Source organism: Sphingobium salicis subsp. salicis (assembly GCF_049472635.1).
In the GTDB taxonomy this organism is placed as follows: Bacteria; Pseudomonadota; Alphaproteobacteria; order Sphingomonadales; family Sphingomonadaceae; genus Sphingobium; species Sphingobium yanoikuyae_A.
In genome coordinates, this window is sequence record NZ_JAYRCS010000002.1 from 165,542 (window position 1) to 187,734 (window position 22,193).

The 22,193-nt window shown below is 61.2% G+C and carries 15 protein-coding genes; 12 read left to right on the forward strand and 3 right to left on the reverse strand.

Annotated elements, in window-relative coordinates:
* Positions 1-66: 66 nt before the first annotated feature.
* Together VHN57_RS25340 and VHN57_RS25345 are read right to left on the reverse strand one after the other, a co-directional pair.
* Positions 67-627: a recombinase family protein gene (locus VHN57_RS25340; RefSeq protein WP_004213255.1), complete on the reverse strand. Its 561-nt coding sequence runs from the start codon at positions 625-627 to the stop codon at positions 67-69.
* A 170-nt stretch (positions 628-797) separates the two neighbouring features.
* Entirely contained in the window at positions 798-1,220 is a 423-nt protein-coding gene (locus VHN57_RS25345) for a MerR family transcriptional regulator (protein ID WP_014072603.1), read from the reverse strand.
* Positions 1,221-1,296: 76 nt separating this feature from the next.
* Here VHN57_RS25345 and VHN57_RS25350 point away from each other — a divergent pair, with 76 nt between their 5' ends.
* From VHN57_RS25350 to VHN57_RS25365, 4 genes are all read left to right on the forward strand, one after another.
* The gene (locus VHN57_RS25350; protein WP_014072602.1) at positions 1,297-1,692 is read left to right on the forward strand and encodes a mercuric transporter MerT family protein; all 396 of its coding nucleotides are present in this window, start codon (positions 1,297-1,299) and stop codon (positions 1,690-1,692) included.
* A gap of 12 nt (positions 1,693-1,704) precedes the next feature.
* Positions 1,705-2,034: a heavy-metal-associated domain-containing protein gene (locus VHN57_RS25355; protein ID WP_004213249.1), complete on the forward strand. Its 330-nt coding sequence runs from the start codon at positions 1,705-1,707 to the stop codon at positions 2,032-2,034.
* A 79-nt stretch (positions 2,035-2,113) separates the two neighbouring features.
* Entirely contained in the window at positions 2,114-3,490 is a 1,377-nt protein-coding gene (merA, locus tag VHN57_RS25360; RefSeq protein ID WP_017503488.1) for a mercury(II) reductase, read from the forward strand.
* 91 nt (positions 3,491-3,581) lie between these two features.
* Positions 3,582-6,551, forward strand: coding sequence for a Tn3 family transposase (locus tag VHN57_RS25365; RefSeq protein WP_014072601.1), 2,970 nt, complete (start codon positions 3,582-3,584; stop codon positions 6,549-6,551).
* Positions 6,552-6,781: 230 nt separating this feature from the next.
* Here the strand turns inward: VHN57_RS25365 and VHN57_RS25370 are convergent, their stop codons facing one another.
* Complete coding sequence (locus VHN57_RS25370; protein WP_026109721.1) at positions 6,782-7,684, reverse strand: LysR family transcriptional regulator; 903 nt, start codon at positions 7,682-7,684, stop codon at positions 6,782-6,784.
* A gap of 315 nt (positions 7,685-7,999) precedes the next feature.
* On the opposite strand from VHN57_RS25370, the gene VHN57_RS25375 reads away from it, so the two are divergent.
* From VHN57_RS25375 to VHN57_RS25410, 8 genes are all read left to right on the forward strand, one after another.
* On the forward strand, positions 8,000-10,438 hold the full coding sequence (locus VHN57_RS25375) for a membrane-bound PQQ-dependent dehydrogenase, glucose/quinate/shikimate family (RefSeq protein WP_423286315.1): 2,439 nt from the start codon (positions 8,000-8,002) through the stop codon (positions 10,436-10,438).
* 140 nt (positions 10,439-10,578) lie between these two features.
* A complete protein-coding gene (locus VHN57_RS25380; RefSeq protein ID WP_036526757.1) occupies positions 10,579-12,291 on the forward strand; it encodes a carbohydrate porin in 1,713 nt (570 codons plus the stop codon).
* 196 nt (positions 12,292-12,487) lie between these two features.
* Positions 12,488-14,359: an FUSC family protein gene (locus VHN57_RS25385; protein WP_017503111.1), complete on the forward strand. Its 1,872-nt coding sequence runs from the start codon at positions 12,488-12,490 to the stop codon at positions 14,357-14,359.
* Between the two features lie 108 nt (positions 14,360-14,467).
* Positions 14,468-16,135, forward strand: coding sequence for a lactate permease LctP family transporter (locus tag VHN57_RS25390; protein WP_036526799.1), 1,668 nt, complete (start codon positions 14,468-14,470; stop codon positions 16,133-16,135).
* Entirely contained in the window at positions 16,132-16,956 is an 825-nt protein-coding gene (locus VHN57_RS25395; protein ID WP_234832059.1) for an FCD domain-containing protein, read from the forward strand. Before VHN57_RS25390 ends, VHN57_RS25395 begins: the two co-directional genes overlap by 4 nt.
* Complete coding sequence (gene lldD, locus VHN57_RS25400; protein ID WP_017503108.1) at positions 16,953-18,086, forward strand: FMN-dependent L-lactate dehydrogenase LldD; 1,134 nt, start codon at positions 16,953-16,955, stop codon at positions 18,084-18,086. Before VHN57_RS25395 ends, lldD begins: the two co-directional genes overlap by 4 nt.
* Positions 18,087-18,320: 234 nt before the next feature.
* Positions 18,321-19,262 carry an L-lactate dehydrogenase gene (locus VHN57_RS25405; protein WP_036526759.1) on the forward strand — a complete coding sequence of 314 codons (942 nt, stop codon included), beginning with the start codon at positions 18,321-18,323 and terminating at the stop codon, positions 19,260-19,262.
* Positions 19,263-19,905: 643 nt separating this feature from the next.
* The gene (locus VHN57_RS25410; RefSeq protein WP_036526760.1) at positions 19,906-21,912 is read left to right on the forward strand and encodes an FUSC family protein; all 2,007 of its coding nucleotides are present in this window, start codon (positions 19,906-19,908) and stop codon (positions 21,910-21,912) included.
* Positions 21,913-22,193 lie beyond the last annotated feature (281 nt).

Below are 22,193 nucleotides of genomic sequence, written 5' to 3' on the forward strand. Positions count from 1 at the left end.
AGCAGGCGTCACCTCAAGCTTTGTACGCTGAACAACGATTTTCCGGACATAATGTGAACATTGGTGTCAGGCAGCGGCGCGAAGGTACTGGTAGAGGGTTTCGCGGCTGATGCCCATGTCGCGCGCTATGGTCGCCTTGCGTTCACCGGCGGCAACGCGGCGGTGCAGATCGGCAATCATCTCATCCGAGAGCGACCGTTTCCGCCCCCGATAGGCGCCGCGCTGCCGAGCGATCGCAATGCCTTCGCGTTGCCGTTCGCGGATCAGAGCGCGCTCGAACTCAGCAAACGCACCCATGACCGAGAGCATCAGATTGGCCATCGGGGAGTCCTCCCCCGAGAAGGACAGGCTTTCCTTCTCAAACTCGATCCGGATACCTCGCTTGGTGAGGCCCTGGACCAGCTTGCGCAGGTCATCCAGATTGCGGGCCAACCGATCCATGCTGTGGACGACGACGGTATCGCCTTCGCGGGCGAAAGTGAGCAGAGCCTCAAGCTGGGGGCGGTTGACGTCCTTGCCCGATGCCTTGTCGGTGAAGGTCCGATCGAGCGACTGACCTTCCAATTGGCGATCCACATTCTGATCGAACGTGCTGACCCGGACATAGCCGATCCGTTGCCCCTTCACTGCGCACTCTCTCCATCAAAATGTCAGGTTGAAATCTATGATACGTAACGAAATTCGTCAACAAATTCCGTTTATCACCCTAATCTGACAGAAACCGCAGTACCGCCCTGACGTCCAGTTAGGCTATACTCCAAGCTGACATCACAAAATCAAATCCCTCAAAGATGGCGTCAATTGCCTTGATGGGGTAAAAACTGGAGTGCTTCCAGGATGGGACATTCGGCAACGTCATCTCCAGTGCATCTGGCTAACGTGGTCGCCAGCGTCACCTCTATCTTCTGCAAATCTGCAATGCGGCGGCGGACATCTTCAAGGTGGAGTTCGGTTCTCGCCATAACCTCCGCGCAGGTTTGTGCACCGGTATCGGTGAGCGACAACAATGACCGTATCTCATCCATTGCATAGCCAAGGTCGCGCGCGCGCAGGATGAACTGCAACCTTTGCACCAGTTCCGGCGAATAGACGCGGTAGCCGTTGGAACTGCGAGGCGGCCCCGGCAGCAATCCCACCTTCTCGTAATAGCGGATGGTTTCGAGATTGCAGCCTGTTTTCCGGGCAAGCTGGGCACGCAAGATGCCGACCTGTTGCTCCATGAAAATACCTCTTGAGTCTGTAGTGGCTACAGAGCCTACACTGCGAATCACTCAGTTGGAACAAGGGATTCAAGCCATGGTCTCAACGCCGGAAGCGGGACAGCCAGCCCTCACCGAAAACCACGAGCCGAAGCAGGCAAACTGGGTTGCGGCGGGCGCATTGATCGGCGCGGGGCTCGCCTCGGCTTGCTGCGTCGTCCCGCTACTGTTGGTTATGCTCGGAATTTCCGGCGCGTGGATCGCCAACCTGACGGCGCTCGAACCTTACAAGCCCTATGTCGCAGGCGTAACGCTCGCGCTGCTCGGCTACGGCTTCTGGCATGTCTATTTCAAGCCGAAACCGCCCTGTGAAGACGGTTCCTACTGCGCTCGTCCACAATCGGCTTGGACCACCAAGGCGGTGCTGTGGCTGGGCCTTGCCGTCGCGATCCTGGCGCTCACCATCGACTGGTGGGCACCCTGGTTCTATTGAAAGGAAATACCCATGAAAAAGACAGTATGTATCGCTATGGCCGTGCTGGCTATGGCTGGCGGCGGGGTCGCCTATGCAGTTAGTGGCACGGCGCAAGATCGCCCCGCGGCTACCGCAACCGCTCAGAAGCAAACCACCTTTGCCATAGAGAACATGACCTGCGCCACCTGCCCGATCACCGTGAAGAAGGCGATGGAAGGCGTCGCCGGGGTAACGGCGGTCACGGTCGATTTCGCAGCCAAGACCGCGCGCGCAACCTATAACCCGCGCCGCACCAATGCTGCTGCGATTGCCGCTGCATCAACCAACGCGGGTTATCCGGCGCGCGCTATTCAAAACTGAGCGGGGCGCCGCCAGCGCCTCAAGAAAGCGATAAGCAATGAACGACTGTTGCAACCGCCCCGGGCAGGAAGGATTTGACGTGGCCGTCATCGGCGCGGGTTCTGCCGGGTACTCCGCCGCGATCGCCGCTGCCGATCTGGGCGCGAAAGTGGCGCTCGTCGGTCACGGCACGATTGGCGGCACCTGTGTCAATGTTGGCTGCGTTCCTTCCAAGACGCTGATCCGCGCCGCCGAAGCGGTGCATGGTGGGCTTGCCGCCGCGCGCTTTCCCGGCCTTGGGGGCGCTGTCCAGATGGATGACTGGTCCGTATTGGCGGCGTCGAAGGACGATCTTGTCACGACGCTGCGCCAAAAAAAATATGTCGATCTGCTGCCCGCCTATGACGGTGTGAGCTATATCGAGGGCAAGGCACGCTTTGCCGATGGTGCGCTGATTGTCGGCGATGCGCCCATGAAGGTCGGCAAGGTCATATTGGCGATGGGTGCGCACGCCGCCGTGCCGCCGATTCCGGGGATGGACAGCGTGCCCTACCTAACCAGCACATCGGCGCTGGCGCTGGATCGCTTGCCCAAATCGCTGCTGGTGATCGGTGGCGGGGTGATCGGGGTAGAACTGGGACAGATGTTTTCGCGTCTGGGCGTTGATGTCACCATCTGCTGCCGAAGCCGCCTGCTCCCCGAAATGGACCCGGAAGTGAGTGCCGCGCTGAAAAACTATTTGGAAGCCGAGGGCGTGCGGGTTTGCGCAGGTGTCGGCTATCAGCGTATCGCCCAAACACAGAGCGGGGTCGAATTGACCTGCGAGGGGCATTGTGACACCGTCGCGGCGGAACAGGTGCTCATCGCCACCGGACGCCGACCCAATAGCGACGGGCTTGGGCTGGAGGAGCGCGGCATAGTGCTTGCCCGTAATGGTGGAATCGTCGTCGATGACCACCTCGAAACGTCGGTTCCAGGCATTTACGCGGCGGGCGATGTAACGGGACGGGACCAGTTCGTCTACATGGCCGCCTATGGCGCAAAACTGGCCGCGCGCAACGCGGTGACGGGCAACCAATACCGCTACGACAATTCCTCCATGCCATCCGTCGTCTTCACCGACCCGCAAGTCGCCAGCGCCGGCCTCACTGAAACGACAGCACGGGCGCAAGGCCTGGACATCAAGGTTTCGCTGCTCCCGCTCGATGCTGTGCCAAGGGCACTGGCAGCACGCGATACGCGGGGTCTCATCAAACTGATTGCCGACAAGGCGAACGACCGTTTGCTGGGCGGCCAGATCATGGCACCCGAAGGCGCGGATTCGATCCAGACACTGGTGCTGGCGATCAAACACGGCATGACCACCCTGGAATTGGGTGCAACGATATTTCCTTACCTGACCACTGTGGAAGGCCTCAAACTGGCGGCCCAAACGTTTGATAAGGATGTCGCCAAACTGTCTTGCTGCGCCGGGTGATTGCTCGGGGATCAACCGGCAACGAATGGCCTCCCTCCAGTGCAAGCCGCTTTGGTGTCAATTTTGTTATTCGCCTCAGCGGGAGAGCAAAATGGCACGACGCCGACTTCTGACCGGAGACGAGCGCCGGCGCCTGTTCGATCCTCCTGTCCAAGAAACCGCGATCATTGGGCATTATACCCTTTCTGCGGAAGATGTTGAATTGGTTGGGCGCCGCTATGGTCCAGCAAATCGCCTCGGTCTGGCTGCACAAATCGCTTTGATGCGACATCCCGGCTTTGGTCTGCAACCCGAGATCGGGCTTCCCGACGTCATTCTTCAGTACCTCGCGGCACAGTTATTCGTCGATCCTTCCTCCTTCTCTGCATATGGTCAGCGCGCGCAAACCCGTACCGATCATGCCGATCTCGTGGCGCGTTATCTTGGCATACGCCCGTTTCGACGCGGCGACCTGGCACTTGCCCTGAATCTTGCCGCGCAAGCCGCCGAGTATACAGACAGAGGTGAACCGATTGTTCGCGCCCTCATGGTTGGCCTGAAGGGTGAGCGGTTCATTCTTCCGTCAGGCGACACACTGGAACGCGCCGGTCTTGCTGGCCGGGCACGCGCACGCAAAGCTGCCGCAGCCGCAATCGTCGAAGGCCTCAGCTCTGCTGAACTGACACGGCTAGACGAACTCGTAATCAACAACCCGGATTTCGGCATGACACCGCTGGCGTGGTTGCGTAATTTCGAAGAAGCCCCGACTGCGGCCAATATCAATGGCTTGCTTGAGCGCCTGCGCTATGTTCGCGGCATAGGTATCCACCCGGTAGTTGGGGGCGCCATTCCGGAATTCCGCTTTGCCCAATTTGTCCGCGAGGGCGGCGTGGCACCGGCATTCCTGCTTTCGGATTACAGCGTCAATCGCAGGCGGGCGACGTTGACGGCCGCAGTGATCGACCTTGAGGCCAGACTTGCCGATGCCGCGATCCAAATGTTTGACCGACTTATCGGCGGCATGTTCACGCGCGCGCGGCGTGGGCGCGAGCGTCGCTACCAAGATAGTATTCAGTCGGTGGGGCAACTCATGCGGCTGTTTGGCGCCACGATTACAGCACTTGATGAGGCTGTCCAGAATGGCGGCGATCCGCTCGAATTGATTGACGAAGCGGTGGGCTGGCACCGGCTTGTTGCGGCAAAGGCCCAAGTAGATGCCCTTGCTGATCTTGCCGGCGAGGACGCACTGGTAACGGCAACCGAGCGTTACGCCACGCTACGGCGTTTCAGCCCGGCATTTCTGGACGCCTTCACCTTCAAGGCGTCTGGAACAGGGACGGCACTGATCAAAGCCATCGATGTCATTCGCGATGCGAACACACGAAAGTCGCGCGACCTTCCCGATGGCGTTCCACTGCCATTCCCCAATCGGCAGTGGAAGCGTCTCATCACCGAAAGCGGCCGTATCGACCGCCGACGTTATGAAATTGCGATCATGGCAACCTTGCGTGATCGTTTGCGCGCCGGTGATGTATGGATCGAGGGAACCCGCAACTATCAGCGCTTCGATGCCTATTTGCTGGGTCGGCGCGACGCCGCCAAAGTGGCGGATGTGCTTCCGTTCGATTCAAATGCTGCATCCTACCTCGCTGACCGGGCACGAAATCTTGACTGGCGGCTGCGCCGATTTGCCAAGCAGTTGAAAACAAACAAGCTTGAGGGAGTGTCGCTCGAACGAGACCGGCTCAAGCTTCAGCAAATGCCGCCTGTCACCCCACCGGAAGCTGAAGCCCTCGATCGCAAGCTCGATACCCTGCTTCCCCGCGTGCGCATCACCGAGCTGCTGCTTGAAGTCGCCGAACGCACTGGTTTTTTGAACGCATTCCGTGACCTGCGCTCAGGCAAGGAGCACGACAACCCCAGCACGGTACTCGCCGCAATTCTGGCTGATGGCACCAACCTCGGGCTGGAGCGGATGGCCAATGCCAGCGAAGGCGTCAGCTATGCCCAACTCGCATGGACCCACAACTGGTATCTTTCACCCGAGAACTATCAGGCCGCGCTGGCCATGATCATCTCAGCCCATCACGAATTACCCTTCGCGCGGCATTGGGGCGCTGGCACCAGTTCGTCGTCCGATGGCCAGTTCTTCCGGTCGGGGCGGAGCCGTTCAGGGGCGGCGGACGTCAATGCCAAATATGGCGCCGAACCTGGCGTGAAAATCTATTCTCACCTTTCCGATCACTTCGCATCATTCGGATCACGGATCATGTCCGCGACGGCAGGTGAAGCGCCTTACGTGCTCGACGGGCTTGTCCTGGGCGCCGGCAACCTTCCGTTGCATGAGCACTATACCGATACCGGCGGCGCCACCGATCATGTTTTCGCACTCTGCCACCTACTCGGGTTCCGCTTCGCGCCCCGGCTGCGCGATATTGGCGACCGCAAGCTGGGTTCGATCGCTGCGCCATCGACATACAAGGGCATCGAAAATCTGATGGGCCGCACCATCAAAACGGCAGCGATCGAGGCCGATTGGGATGACATCGTCAGGATTGTCGCCTCAATCAAGGATGGCACGGTGGCGCCGTCAGTAATCTTGCGAAAACTTGCCGCCTACAAACGCCAGAACAGGCTGGATTTTGCATTGGCTGAACTGGGCCGTATCGAGCGCACTTTGTTCACGCTCGATTGGCTTGAACAACCGGAACTGCGACGTGCCTGTCAGGCCGGTCTCAACAAAGGCGAGGCGAGGCACACGCTTGCCGCCGCCATCTATACCAACCGGCAGGGTCGGTTCACCGATCGCTCGCTGGAAAATCAGGAATTTCGCGCATCTGGGCTGAACCTGCTGATTGCGGCGATTTCCTACTGGAACACGGTCTATCTCGACCGGGCCGCCCAGCACCTCAACGCTGTCGGCACGACGTTCGATGCGGCACTGCTTGCGCACCTTTCTCCGATGGGCTGGGCGCACATCAGTCTGACCGGCGATTACCTCTGGGAGCAGGCCAGGCGACTTCCAGCAGGTGAATTCCACCCACTCAACGAGCCAATGGCGCGGTTGAAGCGTGTAGCGTAGCCCATGTTCCGCTTATGTCCGAGAAATCGTTGTCTGGCGAACAAACCTTGAGGTGACGCCTGCAAGGCGGCCGTCAGACCTCGCTTACGGCGTACCATCCACGCTATGCCCTCAATCGCGCGTAACCTTGACCTGGGAAAAAATCGTCGCCACAATCATCGGACGTGCGAGACAGGACTGCGCCCCTGAACACGAAATAGTCAGACTGGCCGTAAACGCGGTTGGCAGCGCTAGACGCCTGTATAAAGTTCACTCGGGCGGGAAGTTTCCCGCATCAGCTTCATCCATGCAACTGTCGCGTCAGAAAGATAGGCATTACGCCGCCATGCATGACCCATCACCCAGGCCAGCTCCGCTTCGTCGAGGGGTACTGAAACGATACCTTGTAGGTGTTTTTCATCGACGATCTCGCTTGGCAGGAACGCTACTCCGACATTGGTTGAAACCAGTTCGATCATGAAATCGATCTGGCTGCTCGTAACGGCAACGGTCGGCTCGAAGCCTGCTTTACGACTGGCATTGAGGATCATGCCGTGCAGACGGAAGCCGAGGTCGAAGAGGACGAAAGGGACATCGCGCAAATCCGTCAACTTGAGACTGCCGCAGCGGCTGAGGGGATGGACTGACGAAAGTAAGGCAACGATCGGTTTGCTCCGTATCGGCTCCCATTCAAAGTCAGGAGACTGCGGCTCCAGAATGCCGGCGATATCGATGTCACCAGCCCGCAAGTGCTTTTCGAGCTGGTTGCTTCCATGTTCGATCAGACGTAATTCGATTTGTGGATAACGCTCGCGGTAGGTGCATACCACGGGCGCGAATAATTTAATATTGCCAACGGAGGGGATGCCAAGTCGTAAAACGCCCCGTTGCAAGCCTCGTATTTCATCGAGTTCGGCCAGTACGTCGTCGCGATCGGCCAGCAACTTGATCCCGCGGCGATATACCACTTCTCCCGCAGGGGTCATCACGCAGCGGTGCCCGGAACGGTCGAGCAATATTGTTCCCAGCTCATTCTCGAGTTGCTTGACTGCTTTGCTGATCGTGGACTGCGTGGAAGCGAGCGAACGCGCTGCTTGCGAGAAACCGCCGCAACGCACGACTTCAGTGAACGAGCGTAATAGCCGGAATTCCATGGCCATTCGTTACTGGAATATTCACAATTCCGCAAATTCATTTCCTTCATACACAAAAGCGAAATAAAGGACCGCGCATGAATGCGGCACCCAGGTCTAACGACCGCGCTTCCGATTGATAGATATGAATTAGTGCCATTTGCGCGTATTTCACAATATGGACCGCGTGCAGAATCCAAACATAAAATGGGATAATATACCAGCGCCGCCGGATTTCTTGTGAAACTCCAGTATAAATATGGAAAGGCAACTAAGTGAACAACCGTCAAATGCCGTTGGACAGATTGGCTGATGTAGATTCGTTGAGCGACCGTCATGAATGACTACTCTTCACTTCCGCATCGCTTGAACGGCCGAAGCATTTTTCGCGTTCTGTTCTCCGCCCTAACCCTCGCCGTTGGCCTTGTCCTTGCCGCAGGCGGGTTGAGGCTGATCACACTTGGAGGGTCATCCTATTATGCCCTGGCAGGTGTGGCATATGTTATTCTCGCGTTTCTTTACCTTAAAAGGCACCACGCTGCTTTACATCTGACGATCGCCATTTTTGGTGCGACGGTCATCTGGGCCCTTTTCGACACGCCCGAGTTCGGCTTCTGGGCGCTGCTGCCACGTCTGGTGGTTCCCGCCCTGATGTTTGGTCTCGGGCTTTGGGCGAGTGCGACGCTGGAAGCCGTGCCGGCGAAACTGCGCAGTGCCAGCTTCTGGGGTGGTGCAGCAACCGCCGGTGCGCTGATATTGACGCTCATTTCGGCTTTCTTCCCGCACGGCGCCATTTACGAGCCGGGCAATCTGTCCGCACAAACGCCCCTCGCGCTCGACAAGATCGACGCGCCGGGCAACTGGGCGATGTTCGGGCGCAACGCCAACGGGACGCGCTTTGCGCCATTCAACGACATCAATCTCGAAAATGTGAGCGATTTGCAGGTTGCGTGGACCTATCGCACCGGGCGCCGCACGACCGGGGCCGGGATTGGCGTCGACGAGAACACGCCGCTGCAGATCGGCAACATACTCTACTCATGCACGCCTGAAAACATGGTCACGGCGCTCGATGCAGACACCGGCAAGGCGCTGTGGAAATTCGATCCACATGCTCATTCCGCCGAACACGTCACATGCCGGGGTGTTGGCTATTACGACGTCGACGCCGATACCCGCTTGACGCCCTCGCAGAAAGCTGCGCTCCCCGACGGTATATGCAGGCAGCGGCTGCTCATCTCCACGGTCGATGCACGTCTGATCGCCATCGATGCGGCCACCGGCAAGCCTTGCGCCGATTTCGGCAAGGGGGGCACAGTCGACCTGGCCCCAGGCATGGGCCCGGTCGAGCAGGGCAAGCGCTATCATCCGACATCGGTTCCGGTGCTGATGGGGCATGTCGCCGTTGTCGGTGGCTGGGTCCGTGACATCGTCCACGGCGAACCCTCGGGCGCGGTGCGCGCCTATGATGCCCTGACCGGCAAGCTGGCCTGGGTCTGGGACGTGGGTAGTCCCGACAATGCTGTCGCCGCGCAGCAGAATCCGCAATTCTCTCTCGAAACCCCCAATGTCTGGACGGTCCCGACTTACGACCGTGACCTCAACCTCGTCTACCTCCCCACCGGGGCTGGTCCGCCCGACTATTGGGGGGGTGACCGCAACCAGGCCAAGGAAAAGTTCGGCGCCGCCATTGTCGCGGTCGACGCCTCGACCGGTCGGACACGGTGGGTCTATCAGACCGTACACCACGACGTGTGGGACTATGACGTGCCCTCACAACCCGTTCTCTATGATGTGACGAACGACAAGGGCCTGAAGGTTCCCGCGCTCATCCAAACCACCAAGATGGGCAATATCTTCGTTCTCGACCGTCGGACCGGCAAGCCGGTTACTCGCGTCGTCGAACGGGCCGTCACCAACAATCCGGCTGCCGAAGGCGATCGGCTATCGCCGACACAGCCATTTTCGGTAGGCATGCCAATCATTGGCAATGATCGCCTGAGCGAACGCAAGATGTGGGGCGTCAGCACCTTCGACCAGCTGTACTGCCGCATCATGTTCAAGGACTCGGTTTATACCGGTGCCTTCACGCCTCCGGGTGAGAAACCCTATATCGAATATCCGAGCCTGCTCGGCGGTATGAACTGGGGCGGTGTCTCGATCGACGAAACGCGGGACCTGATGTTTGTGAACGACATGCGCGTGCCGCTACGCATGATGCTGGTCAACGAGAAAAACGCCGGCAAGTACAAGATCTCGATGGACGAAGTTCCCGGCTTCATGGGCACGCTTCGTCCGCAGGTCGCTGGACCCTATCGCGGAGTCCGGATCGACGTTCTCCAGTCGCCGCTGGCCGTACCTTGCAATACGCCTCCCTTCGGCACGATGACCGCGATCGACCTCAAGACCAAGAAAATCGTCTGGCAGGTACCGCTTGGCACGGTGCGCGATACTGGGCCGATGGGTATCAAAACCCACCTGCCGATCCCGCTTGGCATGCCTACTTTGGGTGGACCGACCTCAACAGCCTCTGGTCTGGTTTTCTTTGCCGGGACCCAGGACAATTACCTGCGCGCGCTGGATTCGCTCACGGGCAAAGAAGTGTGGAAGGCCCGGCTGCCCGCCGGTGCCCCGGCCGCTCCTTTGATCTACCGCTCGCCGCGTACCGGACGTCAGTATGTCGTGATCTCGGTAGGCGGTATGAGCCACGCGGCTGACGTAGGCGACTATATCATTGCCTACGCCCTCCCACAAAAAGGCTTGGCTGCCCGCTAGGGATGACATCGCCACGTCGGAGCGGCCTTTCGGCTTTACCCCGAACAGCCGCTCCGGCCTCTTATTTGATCGCGGATTCCTGGCGCTTCTATGGATCGACCCGGCCTGGAGAAACGCGCCTAGCTGGTCAGGGCTTCATAATGCAAAAATTTCCCCGGCCGTTTTCGCACAGTCGCGCTTCTTTGCCGATGCTAACAACTTTGTCTGCAACCTTGATCTCCTGCGCCAGCCCAGTGATGGCCCATGCCGAAGACAGCGTTCTTCAAGCCAGCGGTTCTCAGGACGGTGCCCCCCTTGAACGGGAGATCGTATCGCCGCTGACGTCGACCAAGTTTTTGTCCGCAGCGTCGCCCCATGAAACGGCATCCGTTGTCACCGCCGTGTCGGTGGGGGCAAATGCAGCACCCACGCCATCAGATGATGACGATGCTGAGGGTGATCATGACACTCCTGCCACCGATACGGCCCCTCTCATGCCCGACACCGCAGAAGGCCTTCGCCGCAATATTGGCGGCAGCAGCCTGCGTCCTCTGACTGACAGTGAGGCTATATCCTGGATGTTGCCATCCGAACTCGACTCGCTGCGCCGTACCGACATTCCCGATGCCTATTATGTGCCGACCACTGTGGGCGGCCATCTGATCACGCCGCTCGATCGGTTCCGTGCCAGCCTGAAGCAGAAGGGATTGACATTCTCCCTCTCCTATAAGGCGGAAGCGATGGACAACCTTGATGGCGGCGTGGAACGCGGCGCAGACTATGTTCACGAACTCACCCTGCAAATGCATTTCGATCTCGACAAGCTTGTCGGGCTGCGAGGCTGGACGCTGCACGCCTTGGTAATGAACCGAGTGGGGCACCAGGTGTCGACCGATCGACTGGGCGAGCGTTATATCAACTTGATGGAAGTGTATGGACTAACGGGAGGCGTCGCCGCTCATCTTGTCGACTTCTACCTACAAAAAACCATGTTAGACGGGCGCCTTGATGTGGCGGTGGGACGCATGTCGCTGACCCACGTGTTTGCGACATCGCCGCTACTATGTTCGTTCATGGTGACGTGCTCGGCGCCGGTTATACTCAAGCGGGCACCCGGGTTCGCCGTTTATCCCAAGGCTACGATGGGTGGGCGTGTACGCTTGCGCCCCACGCGTGATACCAGCGTACAGTTGGGTGTTTATCAGGTCACGCCGCTGGCGAGCAATCCATCGGGCTGGGCCTGGGGCAGCGAGCGAACCACCGGGGTCATGCTGCCGATTGAATTCACGTGGCAGCCGTTTCTCACCGACAAAAAGCTACCGGGCCATTATGTGTTCGGCTATGCCCGCGACACCTCACGTTATGCCGACCTGATGACAACCGGCGCAGCCAACGCGATTAAGCGGGATAGTACGCCGCCTAGCGCACCGATGAATATGTACTGGTTCGAAGGTGATCAGATGATCTACCGCAAGGGCGGATCGGACCAGATGTCGGGTGGTTACCTGATGTTCGGCTATGTCCACAACACCCCGCGCGTGGCGGCGTTGTCAGACCAATATTATGCGGGCTTTTCATTCAACGGGGTGGTCCCGCATCGCGATACCGATCGTTTTGGCGTGCTATGGTCGTGGTATCATGTCAGCGACCGATTGCGCCTCAACCAGATGTACTTGATCGATAGCGGTCAGTCGCTTGGGGCTTCGGTGCTGGCACCGCAGACCAGCTCTCACGTGATCGAGGCTTATTATAGCATTGATGTCATGCCCGGCCTTCAGCTTCAGCCCGAATTTGACTATATGATCCGTCCGGGTGAAACCACCAAGACCCCGGACGCGACGCTACTAGGCATGAAGATCATCGCAAATTTCTGAAAACTACCATCAACTGCTTGCTTCTAACGTTCGGTGCCCCGCCCAATCGCGGCGATGATCTGGCCCTTAAGCCAGTTGGATGCAGCGAGTCGAAACGAGTCCGGATGCCAGCATACCCTATTGGGTATGTACGATCTATTTGCATGTGCCACGCGGAGAATGTCTCTGGACGGGCGCTAGGCGCCGAGGAAGAACGATGACGATGGACAGGACCATGGCATCATGGGCGATGGGGTGGGTATCCCGACGCACCGCACCGACCACCGTCAGACTAGCTGCGCGATGGCTGGAACTACGCTCCATTGGGCTGGCGCCGGAACATTTCAGCCTTGCGGAGGGGTGCCGCGCCGCGCTGGCTGTCGGCGTACCGCTGGCGATCGCGGTTTCCTTCGGGCGGGCGGCGCTAGGCTGGGCGGTGTTCGCCGCCTTCTGGACCTGCCTGTGCGACGCGCCTGGCCCGGACCGGCTGCGACGCCGTCTGCTCCTGCTGTTCGTCGTGTGTGGGACGCTGGTCACGCTCGCCGGAGCCTGGGGGGCGTCGGCAGGTGCTATGGCCGGCATGATAATCGGGCCGGCGCTGGTGTTCCTGTCGATTGTCGGAGGATCACGCGTTGCCTGGAGCGGGCCGCTCGGCACTCTGCTGGCGGTTGTGGGGGTCGTCGCCGTCGGCTTTCCGCGCCCCTTGGATAATGCCCTTTTTCAGGCGGGCGCCTTCAGCGCGGGATCGGCCTGGGCCTATCTCCTGATAAATGCGCTGTGGCGGCTCGACCCTGCGGCTCCGCTGCGCCAGCTCGCCGATGCCGTCACCGCGCGGCTGCTGGACATGAGCGGCGATCTGGCGACGATCGGGGATAGCCGCCATCGCGACGAGCAATGGCACAGCGAGCATGCCGCACATCGCCGCGCCGTGCGCCTGTCGATCGAGCGGCTGCGCGGGTTGATCGCCCCTTACGCCCGCGATCCTGGTGTAACCGCGCCGCTTCTTCGCCTCCTTGACACGGCGGAAACCATATTCGGGGCATTGATCGCGCTCGACCAGGCGTTCATCGACCATATCGGCCCCGCCCCCCAGCGCGTTGCAACTGCGCGGGCGGTACGGGTGGCGCTGCTCGCCTGGCGATCGTCGATGCGCGCGGGGGAAGCCGGCCGGAAAACGAGACACCGCGCCGTCAAGCGGTTGCGGCGAACCGAAGGGCGTCTCTCGGACAACCTGTGCATCGGGTGCGTGCGCGCGATCGCGCAGGCGCTGGACGCTTTCGACGCCCACCCTACCGACCTGCCCATCATCACCAGGACCGCCGACCTGGCAACGGCCCCGGCGACCGGGTGGCGGCAGGCTTGCCGGCAGGCGCTACGCCAGTCCGCCGGGCTGATGGCGGTCTATTACACAGCGATCGTCTTTCGGCTGGGCTATCCTTATTGGGCGGCGATGGCGGTGGTGGTCGTATTGCAGGGCGGCGCACGCGTGACATGGACGCGCTGTCTGGAACGCATTCTCGGAAGTCTGCTGGGCGGGTGCATCGCGCTACTGGTGTTGCATGTCGCCACCGCGCCGGCAGTTTTGGCCGGCTTGGCGATCGGGCTGGCGGGAACGGCGGTGTCGCTGCGGTCGGTGAACTACACCGTGTTCGTGGCGTTCCTCACCATGCTGTTCATTCTGGTCACCGAACTGCTTCAGCCCGGTGCCGGGATCGCCTCCGCCAGGATGCTCGATAACGTCATCGGCAGCATCGCCGCGCTGCTCGCCGTGCTGCTGCTCTGGCCCGATTTTGGCGCCTCCCCCACCGAGCGCATCCGGTCCGGCATCGCGGCCAACCACGCCTATGTCGCGGCGGTCGAGGCCGCCCGCCCGATAGGAGAGATCGAGGCGGCGCGGCGCGCGGCCGGCCTGGCCAGCACGGAGGCCGAGGTCGCGCTGCACGACTTGGGCACAACGGTACGCCGCTTCCACGTGTCGTCGGAAGATCGCGCGTCGATAGCTGCACTGCGCCGCTTGGCAGGCGACGCGGCGATCGCCTGGCACCGGCGCCTCGCCGCAGCGAAGGCGCCACCGGAGGAATCCTGCTAAAGCACTTTGGTCAGACCAAGTCATTGCAAATTCTCGCGGACACCTTGACTCGCGCTGACTACTCACCCACGGAGAGGAAGAGAAACCGGGAGCTTGGTAGGACCATTGGTGCAGACAGCCACAACTTGGAGCCAGACTTATGATCCCTTGGGCAACCTCTGGCTGTCCGGCTTGGTCGCGGCGATACCGATCCTTTTCTTTTTCGCCGCGCTGACCGTGCTGAAGCTGAAGGGGCACGTCGCAGGCACGATCACCCTGTTGCTGGCTATGGCAGTGGCGGTCACGGTTTTCGGGATGCCGGCCGGCATGGCGCTCGCGGCCGCGATCTACGGCTTCTGCTATGGCCTGTGGCCCATCGCCTGGATCATCGTCGGCGCGGTCTTTCTTTATAAGGTGTCCGTGGAAACGGGCCAGTTCGCGATCATCCGGCGGTCGATCCTGGCCATCACCCAGGATCAGCGGTTGCAGCTGCTGCTGGTCGGCTTCGCCTTCGGCGCTTTCCTGGAAGGGGCGGCGGGATTCGGCGCCCCGATCGCGATCACCGCAGCGCTGCTTGTCGGCCTGGGGTTCAAGCCGCTTCACGCCGCGGGCCTGTGCCTGATCGCCAATGCCGCGCCGGTCGCCTATGGCGCGATGGGCATCCCGATCATCGTCGCCGGCGAGGTGACGGGGATCGGGCCGTTCGCGATCGGACAGATGGCGGGCCGTCAGCTGCCCCTGCTGGCGCTACTGATCCCGTTCTGGCTGGTTTTCGTCATGGACGGCATGCGCGGTGTGCGGGAGACATGGCCGGCCGTGCTGGTGGCAGGCGGATCGTTCGCGACCGTCCAGTCCCTGACCGCCAACCATGTCGGACCGGAACTGCCCGACATTCTCGCCGGCCTGGCGACCCTGATCTGTCTGCCGCTATTCCTGCGGTTCTGGAAACCCGCCCGCGTCTTCCGCTTTGAGGACGCCGGCGAAGCGGGAATGGCGCTGCCCGCCCAAGACGCCGCGCCTGTGACGCGCGGTCAGGTGGTGCGCGCCTGGTCTCCCTTTCTGATCCTCACCGCCTTTGTGACCCTGTGGAGCGTCGCACCGTTCAAGCGGCTCTTCGCGCCCGATGGCCCGTTGTCCTCGATGGTGGCGCATGTCAGCGTCCCGCTGCTCGACGGGCGGGTGCTGAAAGGACCGCCGATCGCCGCGCAGGCAACGCCGTTTCCGGCCGATTACAAGTTCGATTGGTTCTCCGGGACGGGCACTGCGATCTTCATCGCCGCGCTTGTCACATTGCTGGTGCTCGGCCTGCGCCCGCGCCGGGCTCTCGTCACCTTCGCCGCGACCGTCAGGGGCCTGCTGGTCCCGATCTACTCGATCGGCACCGTGCTGGCCTTCGCCTTTGTCGCCAACTATTCCGGGCTGTCCGCGACGCTGGCGCTGCCGCTGGCGCAGACGGGCCGCGCCTTTACCTTCTTTTCGCCGTTCCTTGGCTGGCTTGGCGTTTTCCTGACCGGCTCGGACACCTCGGCCAACGCGCTGTTCGGCGCGTTGCAGGCGACCACGGCGCGCCAGATCGGGGTCAGCGACGTGCTGCTGGTCTCAGTCAACACCACTGGCGGGGGCACGGGCAAGATGATCTCGCCCCAGTCGATTGCGATCGCCTGCGGCGCGGTGGGGCTGGTGGGACGCGAATCGGCATTGTTCCGCTTCACAGTAAAGCACAGCCTGTTGTTCGCCGCGCTGATCGGCGTCCTGACCACCGTGCAGGCCTATATGCTGCCCTGGATGATCCCATGACGACGGTGCCCCCTGCCTCCTCGGCCCCCGGTCCCGCTTCCTCCAATCGCGTAGTCGACCGCGCCGTGGCGGCGATCGAGGCAATCATCGCGGAGCGTGGCCTGACCCCTGGCGCGCGCCTGCCCTCGGAACGCGCCATGGTGGCGATGATCGGCACGTCGCGCGGCAGCCTGCGCGAGGCGATCGGGCGGCTGAGCGCGGCGGGTCGTCTATCTGTCGGGCCGCGCGGCACCACCATCGCCGCTCCGCTGGCGGCGCGATGGGCGGAAGGCACTATCGCCGCACCGCTGGGCGCGCGGATCGCGGCCGATCCCGGCTATGGCCGCGATGTGCTGGAGGTGCGGCAGGGCCTGGAGCGGCAGGCCGCCTTTCACGCCGCGCGGCGGGCGCTGCCTGCGGATCGCGACCATATCCGCCGCTGCTTCGACGCGATGATAGATAGCCATGGATCGGGCGATGCGGGCGACGAGGCCCAGGCGGACGCCGCCTTTCACCTCGCCATAGCGCGCGCATCGCACAATGCGGTGCTCCATTCGGTAATGTCGAGCATGTTTGGGCTGCTGCGATCGAGCATCTCGGATAGCCTGGAAAAGCTCTACACCGTGCCTCGCACCTTTGAGCAGCTATCAGACCAGCATCGCCGGCTGATGGAGACGATCCTCGCTGGCGACGCGGAGGCGGCGCGCGATGCTTCCGACGCGCATATCCAGTTCGTGGAGACAACCATCCGTGGGATCGACGAGGAACGTGCACGCCAGGTGCGCGCGGCCGCGCTCCACGCCCCTTCTATTCCCCAAGACAGGCAAAAGAGCAGATCGTGATCATTTCCGCCCCCACCGACTATCGCGAGGCGGCGCGGCGCCGCCTGCCGCCCTTCCTGTTCCATTACATCGACGGGGGCGCCAATGCGGAGCATACGCTGCGGCGCAACGTCACCGACCTTGCCGATGTTGCGCTGCGCCAGCGCGTGCTGCGCGACGTGGCCGACCTTAGCCTCGAAACCGAACTGTTCGGTAGCCGGCTCGCTATGCCTGTCGCACTGGCGCCGGTAGGGCTGACGGGCATGTACGCGCGGCGAGGCGAGGTGCAGGCCGCGCGCGCGGCCGCCGCTGCGGGAGTACCCTTCACTCTGTCTACCGTCTCCGTCTGCGCCATCGACGAAGTGCAGCGCGCCTCCTCCGCGCCCATCTGGTTCCAGCTCTACGTGCTGAAAGATCGCGGCTTCATGCGCGACGCGCTGGAACGGGCGCAGGCCGCAGGGGTGACGACGCTCGTGTTCACCGTCGACATGCCGGTGCCGGGCTCGCGCTATCGCGATCGTCATTCAGGCATGTCGGGACCCGGCGCGCCCCTGCGCCGCGTCGCACAGGCGATCACGCATCCCCATTGGGCGTGGGACGTCGGGCTGCGCGGCCGGCCGCACGACCTGGGCAACATCTCCACTTATCGCGGGATGCCGACCAAGCTGGAGGATTATATTGGTTGGCTCGGAAACAATTTCGATCCATCGATCGCGTGGCAAGACCTGCAATGGATCCGTGATTTCTGGAAGGGGTCGATGGTCATCAAGGGCATCCTCGATCCCGACGATGCGCGCGACGCGGTGCGGTTCGGCGCGGACGGGATCGTCGTGTCCAACCATGGTGGACGCCAGTTGGACGGCGTGCTGTCCAGTACCCGCGCGCTGCCCGAGATCGCCGAGGCCGTGGGGGGCCAGATCAAGGTGCTTGCCGATTCGGGCATCAGGTCAGGTTTGGACGTAGTGCGGATGCTGGCACTGGGCGCCGATGCGGTGCTACTCGGCCGGGCCTTCATTTATGCCCTGGCTGCGGCGGGGGAAGCAGGGGTCGCCAACCTCCTGGCCCTGTTCGCCAGCGAGATGCGCGTGGCCATGGCGCTGACCGGTGCGCGATCGGTCGGCGAACTCGACCGTGGGGCGCTGGTCGCATGAGCGGAAACGGCAAGAGCCCGGCGCTGGTCGCGGCACTCGAAACGATCGTCGGTAGCGCGTACGTTCTCATCGATCCCCTTGAAACGCAGCGGCGCCGCGACGGCATTGCGCCTTGGCAACGGTCCGATTGCCGCGGCGGGCGAGCCGACCGACTGCGGTGGATTGGTAGTATTGGCGGTGCGGCGTAAAATAGCGTCGGCCACATAGACATCGCTTGAACCGAAGGGATCGATCTTGTCCAAATCTTCTCGTCCGACGTCATCCCGCGTCGCGATTATCGGTAGCGGAAACGTCGGCGCTACCGCCGCGTACGCGTTGATGCTGCGTGGCTTGTTCACCGAGATCGTGCTGATCGACGCGAGTAAAGAGCGAGCGATGGCAGAGGCAGCCGACATTGGCGATGCCAATGCCATTGCACGACCGACCCGCATTTGGGCAGGCGAATATGCCGATGTAGCGAAGGCGGATATTCTGGTCTTGACAGCGGGAGCCGCGACTCATGGCGACGAAACCCGTACGTCCATCGCGGGCAAAAGCGCCGAGATTGTGCGTGCCTGCATCGATGAGGTGAAAGCGGTCGGGTTCGACGGAGTGATCGTCGTCGCCTCCAACCCGGCGGATGCGATGGCACAAGTAGCGCAGCAGGCGTCCGGTCTCCCACCCGAACGTGTGATCGGCACCGGCACCCTCCTTGACAGCAATAGATTCCGGCAGCGAATCGCGGAAGAGCTCGGCATCGCTCCCGCTACTGTTGAAGCATTGGTCTTAGGGGAGCATGGCGATAGCGAGGTCGCCGCCTTTTCTACCGTGCGCATCGGTGGGGTAGCGCTCGATGCTTTTCTTGATGGGCGTATGATCGACCGAGCCGCAATAGCGCGCGACGTGATGCGTGCCGGTTACACAATCAACCATGGCAAGGGCTTTACCTCCTATGGCGTAGCTACTGCGATCGTGCGCATCTGCGAGGCGGTCCACCGCGATGAACGTGTGGTGCTGCCCATCTCCGCACGACTAACCGGAGCGTTCGGTCTGAACGACCTCTACCTGAGCCTACCATGCCTTATCGGCGCACAAGGTGTGCTGCGCGTGCTGGAACCCGATCTCCGGCCTGATGAGCGCTTGGCGCTGCTCGCGTCCGCAGAGGTGTTGCGCAGCACCCTTGACTCGATCGCTTGAGATGCTCCCGCAATAGCAAAGGTCGTAGCTTCCTTCCTTGGGCGTAGCCTCTCGTCCAAGAGCAGCAGCCCACCGGCCGAATGGCAGTCCGAGTACCATCGTATCGAGATGGCTAGTCGCGTAAATCAGCGGCGGCTACTTGCGCTTTCAGTTCTGGACACGCGCGACCGGAGACTCCCTCGGTAACAGCATGGGTCATAAAATGCTTTCCGATAAACGCCGCCAGCAGCAATCCAAAAGTCGGCCCTTTGCACCATTCGACTGTCGACACCCTGCGCTGGAAGGCGCGATCGGACAATTCCTGCCCAATCATGAATGTTGAACATAGCTGCTACTGTCCGGTCGGCCCGGCACATGACGGATCGGATATGCGCGCATGTCCACCGCCGACCAGGACCTCGCTCGCCAGCTCGACGTGCTGCGCGCGGATGGACGCGAGTAGCTCTATTGGGACCAGGCATACGGCAATCACGCGGATCGGCCTGAACTGGCGAGCCCAATCCGCTGTCGCTTACTGTCCCCGGTTGGCGCTAGCGGCGCTATTCCCACCGGAGCACATCAAAACGGTTAGAATTGGGTCTTTGCTGCATGGGGGCGGTGATACCCGTTTGTTCGCGTGAGAACGCTTAAGTCAGTTTCGGTCATGACGTTCACTAAATTGGGCGGTAATGATGCGCTGTTCACGCTCAAGGCGTTCCTTTCTGCGATCATGGCGTACTACATTGCCCTGCGTATAGGACTGGAGCGTCCTTACTGGGCCATCATAACAAGCTATATCGTCGCTCAGCCCTTGGCCGGCGCTGTTTCCTCCAAAGCGATTTTCCGGCTGTTCGGTACGGTCGTGGGAGCACTTGTGGCCATCGTTTTAGTGCCGACCTTGGGCAATGTCCCTGAACTTCTCTGTCTCGCGCTCGCCGCCTGGTTGGGACTATGCACCTATGTTGCTCTTCTCGACCGAACGCCGCGCGCCTATACTTTCCTGCTGGCCGGGTACACTGCCGGCATTATCGCCCTTCCGACAGTAGACGTTCCTGCGACGATCTTCACCGTAGCGAGCCTGAGGACCCAGGAGATTGCTATCGGGATTATCTCGGCGACGCTGGTCCATAGCCTCGTCTTCCCAAGGACGGTATCAGCCCGGATGATGGCGCGGATTGACGTGATCCTAGCCGATGCCGAGCGGTGGACGCGCGATTCATTGACGCATCAGCAAAGCGATGTTCTCGTCGCCCGGGATCGGCGCCAGCTCGCAACCGATATTCACGAACTGCACCAACTTTCCGCCCATCTTCCTTTCGAAAGCAGCAGGCATCGCCTCAAGGCCGGCATGCTACGCGCCCTGGAAACACAATTATGCCTGCTTTTGCCGCTGGCGAGCGCGGTGGAGGACCGTGTTCAGCAGCTTCAGGTCAATGGCGGCCTTCCCAGTCCAGTGAAAGAGCTGCTGGAGGATGCGGTTCTTTGGCTGGCCGGAGCGGAACAGGGCTGCACCATGTCGGAGGTTGACATTCTGCGTCGACGTGCACGGGCGTGTGAGCCCGATTGTGCGAAATTTGTCCCTTGGAAGGCGGCTCTCGAACTCAGCCTGCTCGACCGATTGGCCGAATTGATCGCCGTTCATGCGGTTTGCCGCGAGTTACGCGATGCCATGGCGCAGAAAGGCATCATTGTGTCAAAGCGGACCCAGGCAGCGGTTCAAAATGCGGGCAAGCGCATGCTGCACCGTGATCACGGGCTGGCCTTTCGCGGGGCTTTGACCACAACTATGACGGTTCTGATCGGCTGCGCCTTCTGGATCATTGCGGCTTGGCCTGCTGGCGCCGGCGCTGTCGTCATTGCCAGCATCATTTGCGCTCTTTTCAGCAATATGGATGACCCGGCACCAACGGCCTGGAAGGTCTGGCAAGGTACATGCGCCGCGGTGGTCGTCGCCGCTGTTTATGCCTTCGCGATCCTGCCACGCGTGACCGATTTTGCCGTCCTGATTGCCGTCATGGCTCCGGCTTTTCTGACGATAGGCACCATGATGGTCAATCGCCGCACAGCAGCCATCGCAATCGGCATGATCCTGGCCCTGCCCGGCTTGATGGGCTTGGATGCTGTTTACTCGTCAAGCTTTACATTTTTCGCCAACGCCGCAATCGCGCAAGTGGTCGGTGCGCTGCTAGCGGTGCTGGTTCTGGAGGCCGTCCGCACGATTGGAGCTGAAAAGGCAAGCTTGCGTTTGATGCGCGCCGGTTGGCGCGATCTTGCCGGGCGAGCAGGTTTGCGCCACATGCCCGACACCGCCAAATGGATCAACACGATGCTGGATCGTATCGGCCTGCTGACACCCAGGCTAATAGAGATCGGCGGCGATACGTCAACTCCTTTGCTTGAGATTTTGCGCGACACACGCGTCGGAATTTCTCTCGACGAACTGCAAAGACTACGGCGTATCGCGAGCCCTAAAGATGCCCGTCTCCTTTCGCTTGTTTTGGGGCGAGTAAGGCAGCACTACGCGCGCAAATCGACAGCGGCAGATCGCACTGACGACGCGCTTGTCCGCACCATAGATTTGGCCATGAGCAAGTTTTCCGGCAATGGCGTAGGCGAAAAGAGGCTCGCCACACTCGCATTGACGAGCTTGCGTCGCAATGTCGTCTCCTGATTTCAGCGAAAACACGGAACTGGAATGCAAAGGAGCGCTTGGCCTGTTCGTTCTGGCAGTCGGCGCGATTATGCTCCGCCGCCGTCGCCGGGCAATCGGTTCATCGGGAAGGAGCCCATCAGTGCAATTCGACCATGCATATCGATGGGGTCTGAAGGCCGCACAGGCCGGCTTGCCGCGTCACGCCAATCCCTACCGTGCCTCCCATGTTCGGGCAGCATGGGAGATTGGTTATGCAAGCCACGCAAGTGGCGGTCTCGAGCGATACCGCCACCGATAAA

Coding starts and splice junctions, on each gene's coding strand:
- VHN57_RS25345 (WP_014072603.1), bottom strand. CDS start 1,220: ATGGAGCAACAGGTCGGCATCTTGCGTGCCCAGCTTGCCCGGAAAACA.
- VHN57_RS25350 (WP_014072602.1), top strand. CDS start 1,297: ATGGTCTCAACGCCGGAAGCGGGACAGCCAGCCCTCACCGAAAACCAC.
- VHN57_RS25355 (WP_004213249.1), top strand. CDS start 1,705: ATGAAAAAGACAGTATGTATCGCTATGGCCGTGCTGGCTATGGCTGGC.
- VHN57_RS25365 (WP_014072601.1), top strand. CDS start 3,582: ATGGCACGACGCCGACTTCTGACCGGAGACGAGCGCCGGCGCCTGTTC.
- VHN57_RS25370 (WP_026109721.1), bottom strand. CDS start 7,684: ATGGAATTCCGGCTATTACGCTCGTTCACTGAAGTCGTGCGTTGCGGC.
- VHN57_RS25375 (WP_423286315.1), top strand. CDS start 8,000: ATGAATGACTACTCTTCACTTCCGCATCGCTTGAACGGCCGAAGCATT.
- VHN57_RS25380 (WP_036526757.1), top strand. CDS start 10,579: ATGCAAAAATTTCCCCGGCCGTTTTCGCACAGTCGCGCTTCTTTGCCG.
- VHN57_RS25385 (WP_017503111.1), top strand. CDS start 12,488: ATGACGATGGACAGGACCATGGCATCATGGGCGATGGGGTGGGTATCC.
- VHN57_RS25395 (WP_234832059.1), top strand. CDS start 16,132: ATGACGACGGTGCCCCCTGCCTCCTCGGCCCCCGGTCCCGCTTCCTCC.
- VHN57_RS25410 (WP_036526760.1), top strand. CDS start 19,906: ATGACGTTCACTAAATTGGGCGGTAATGATGCGCTGTTCACGCTCAAG.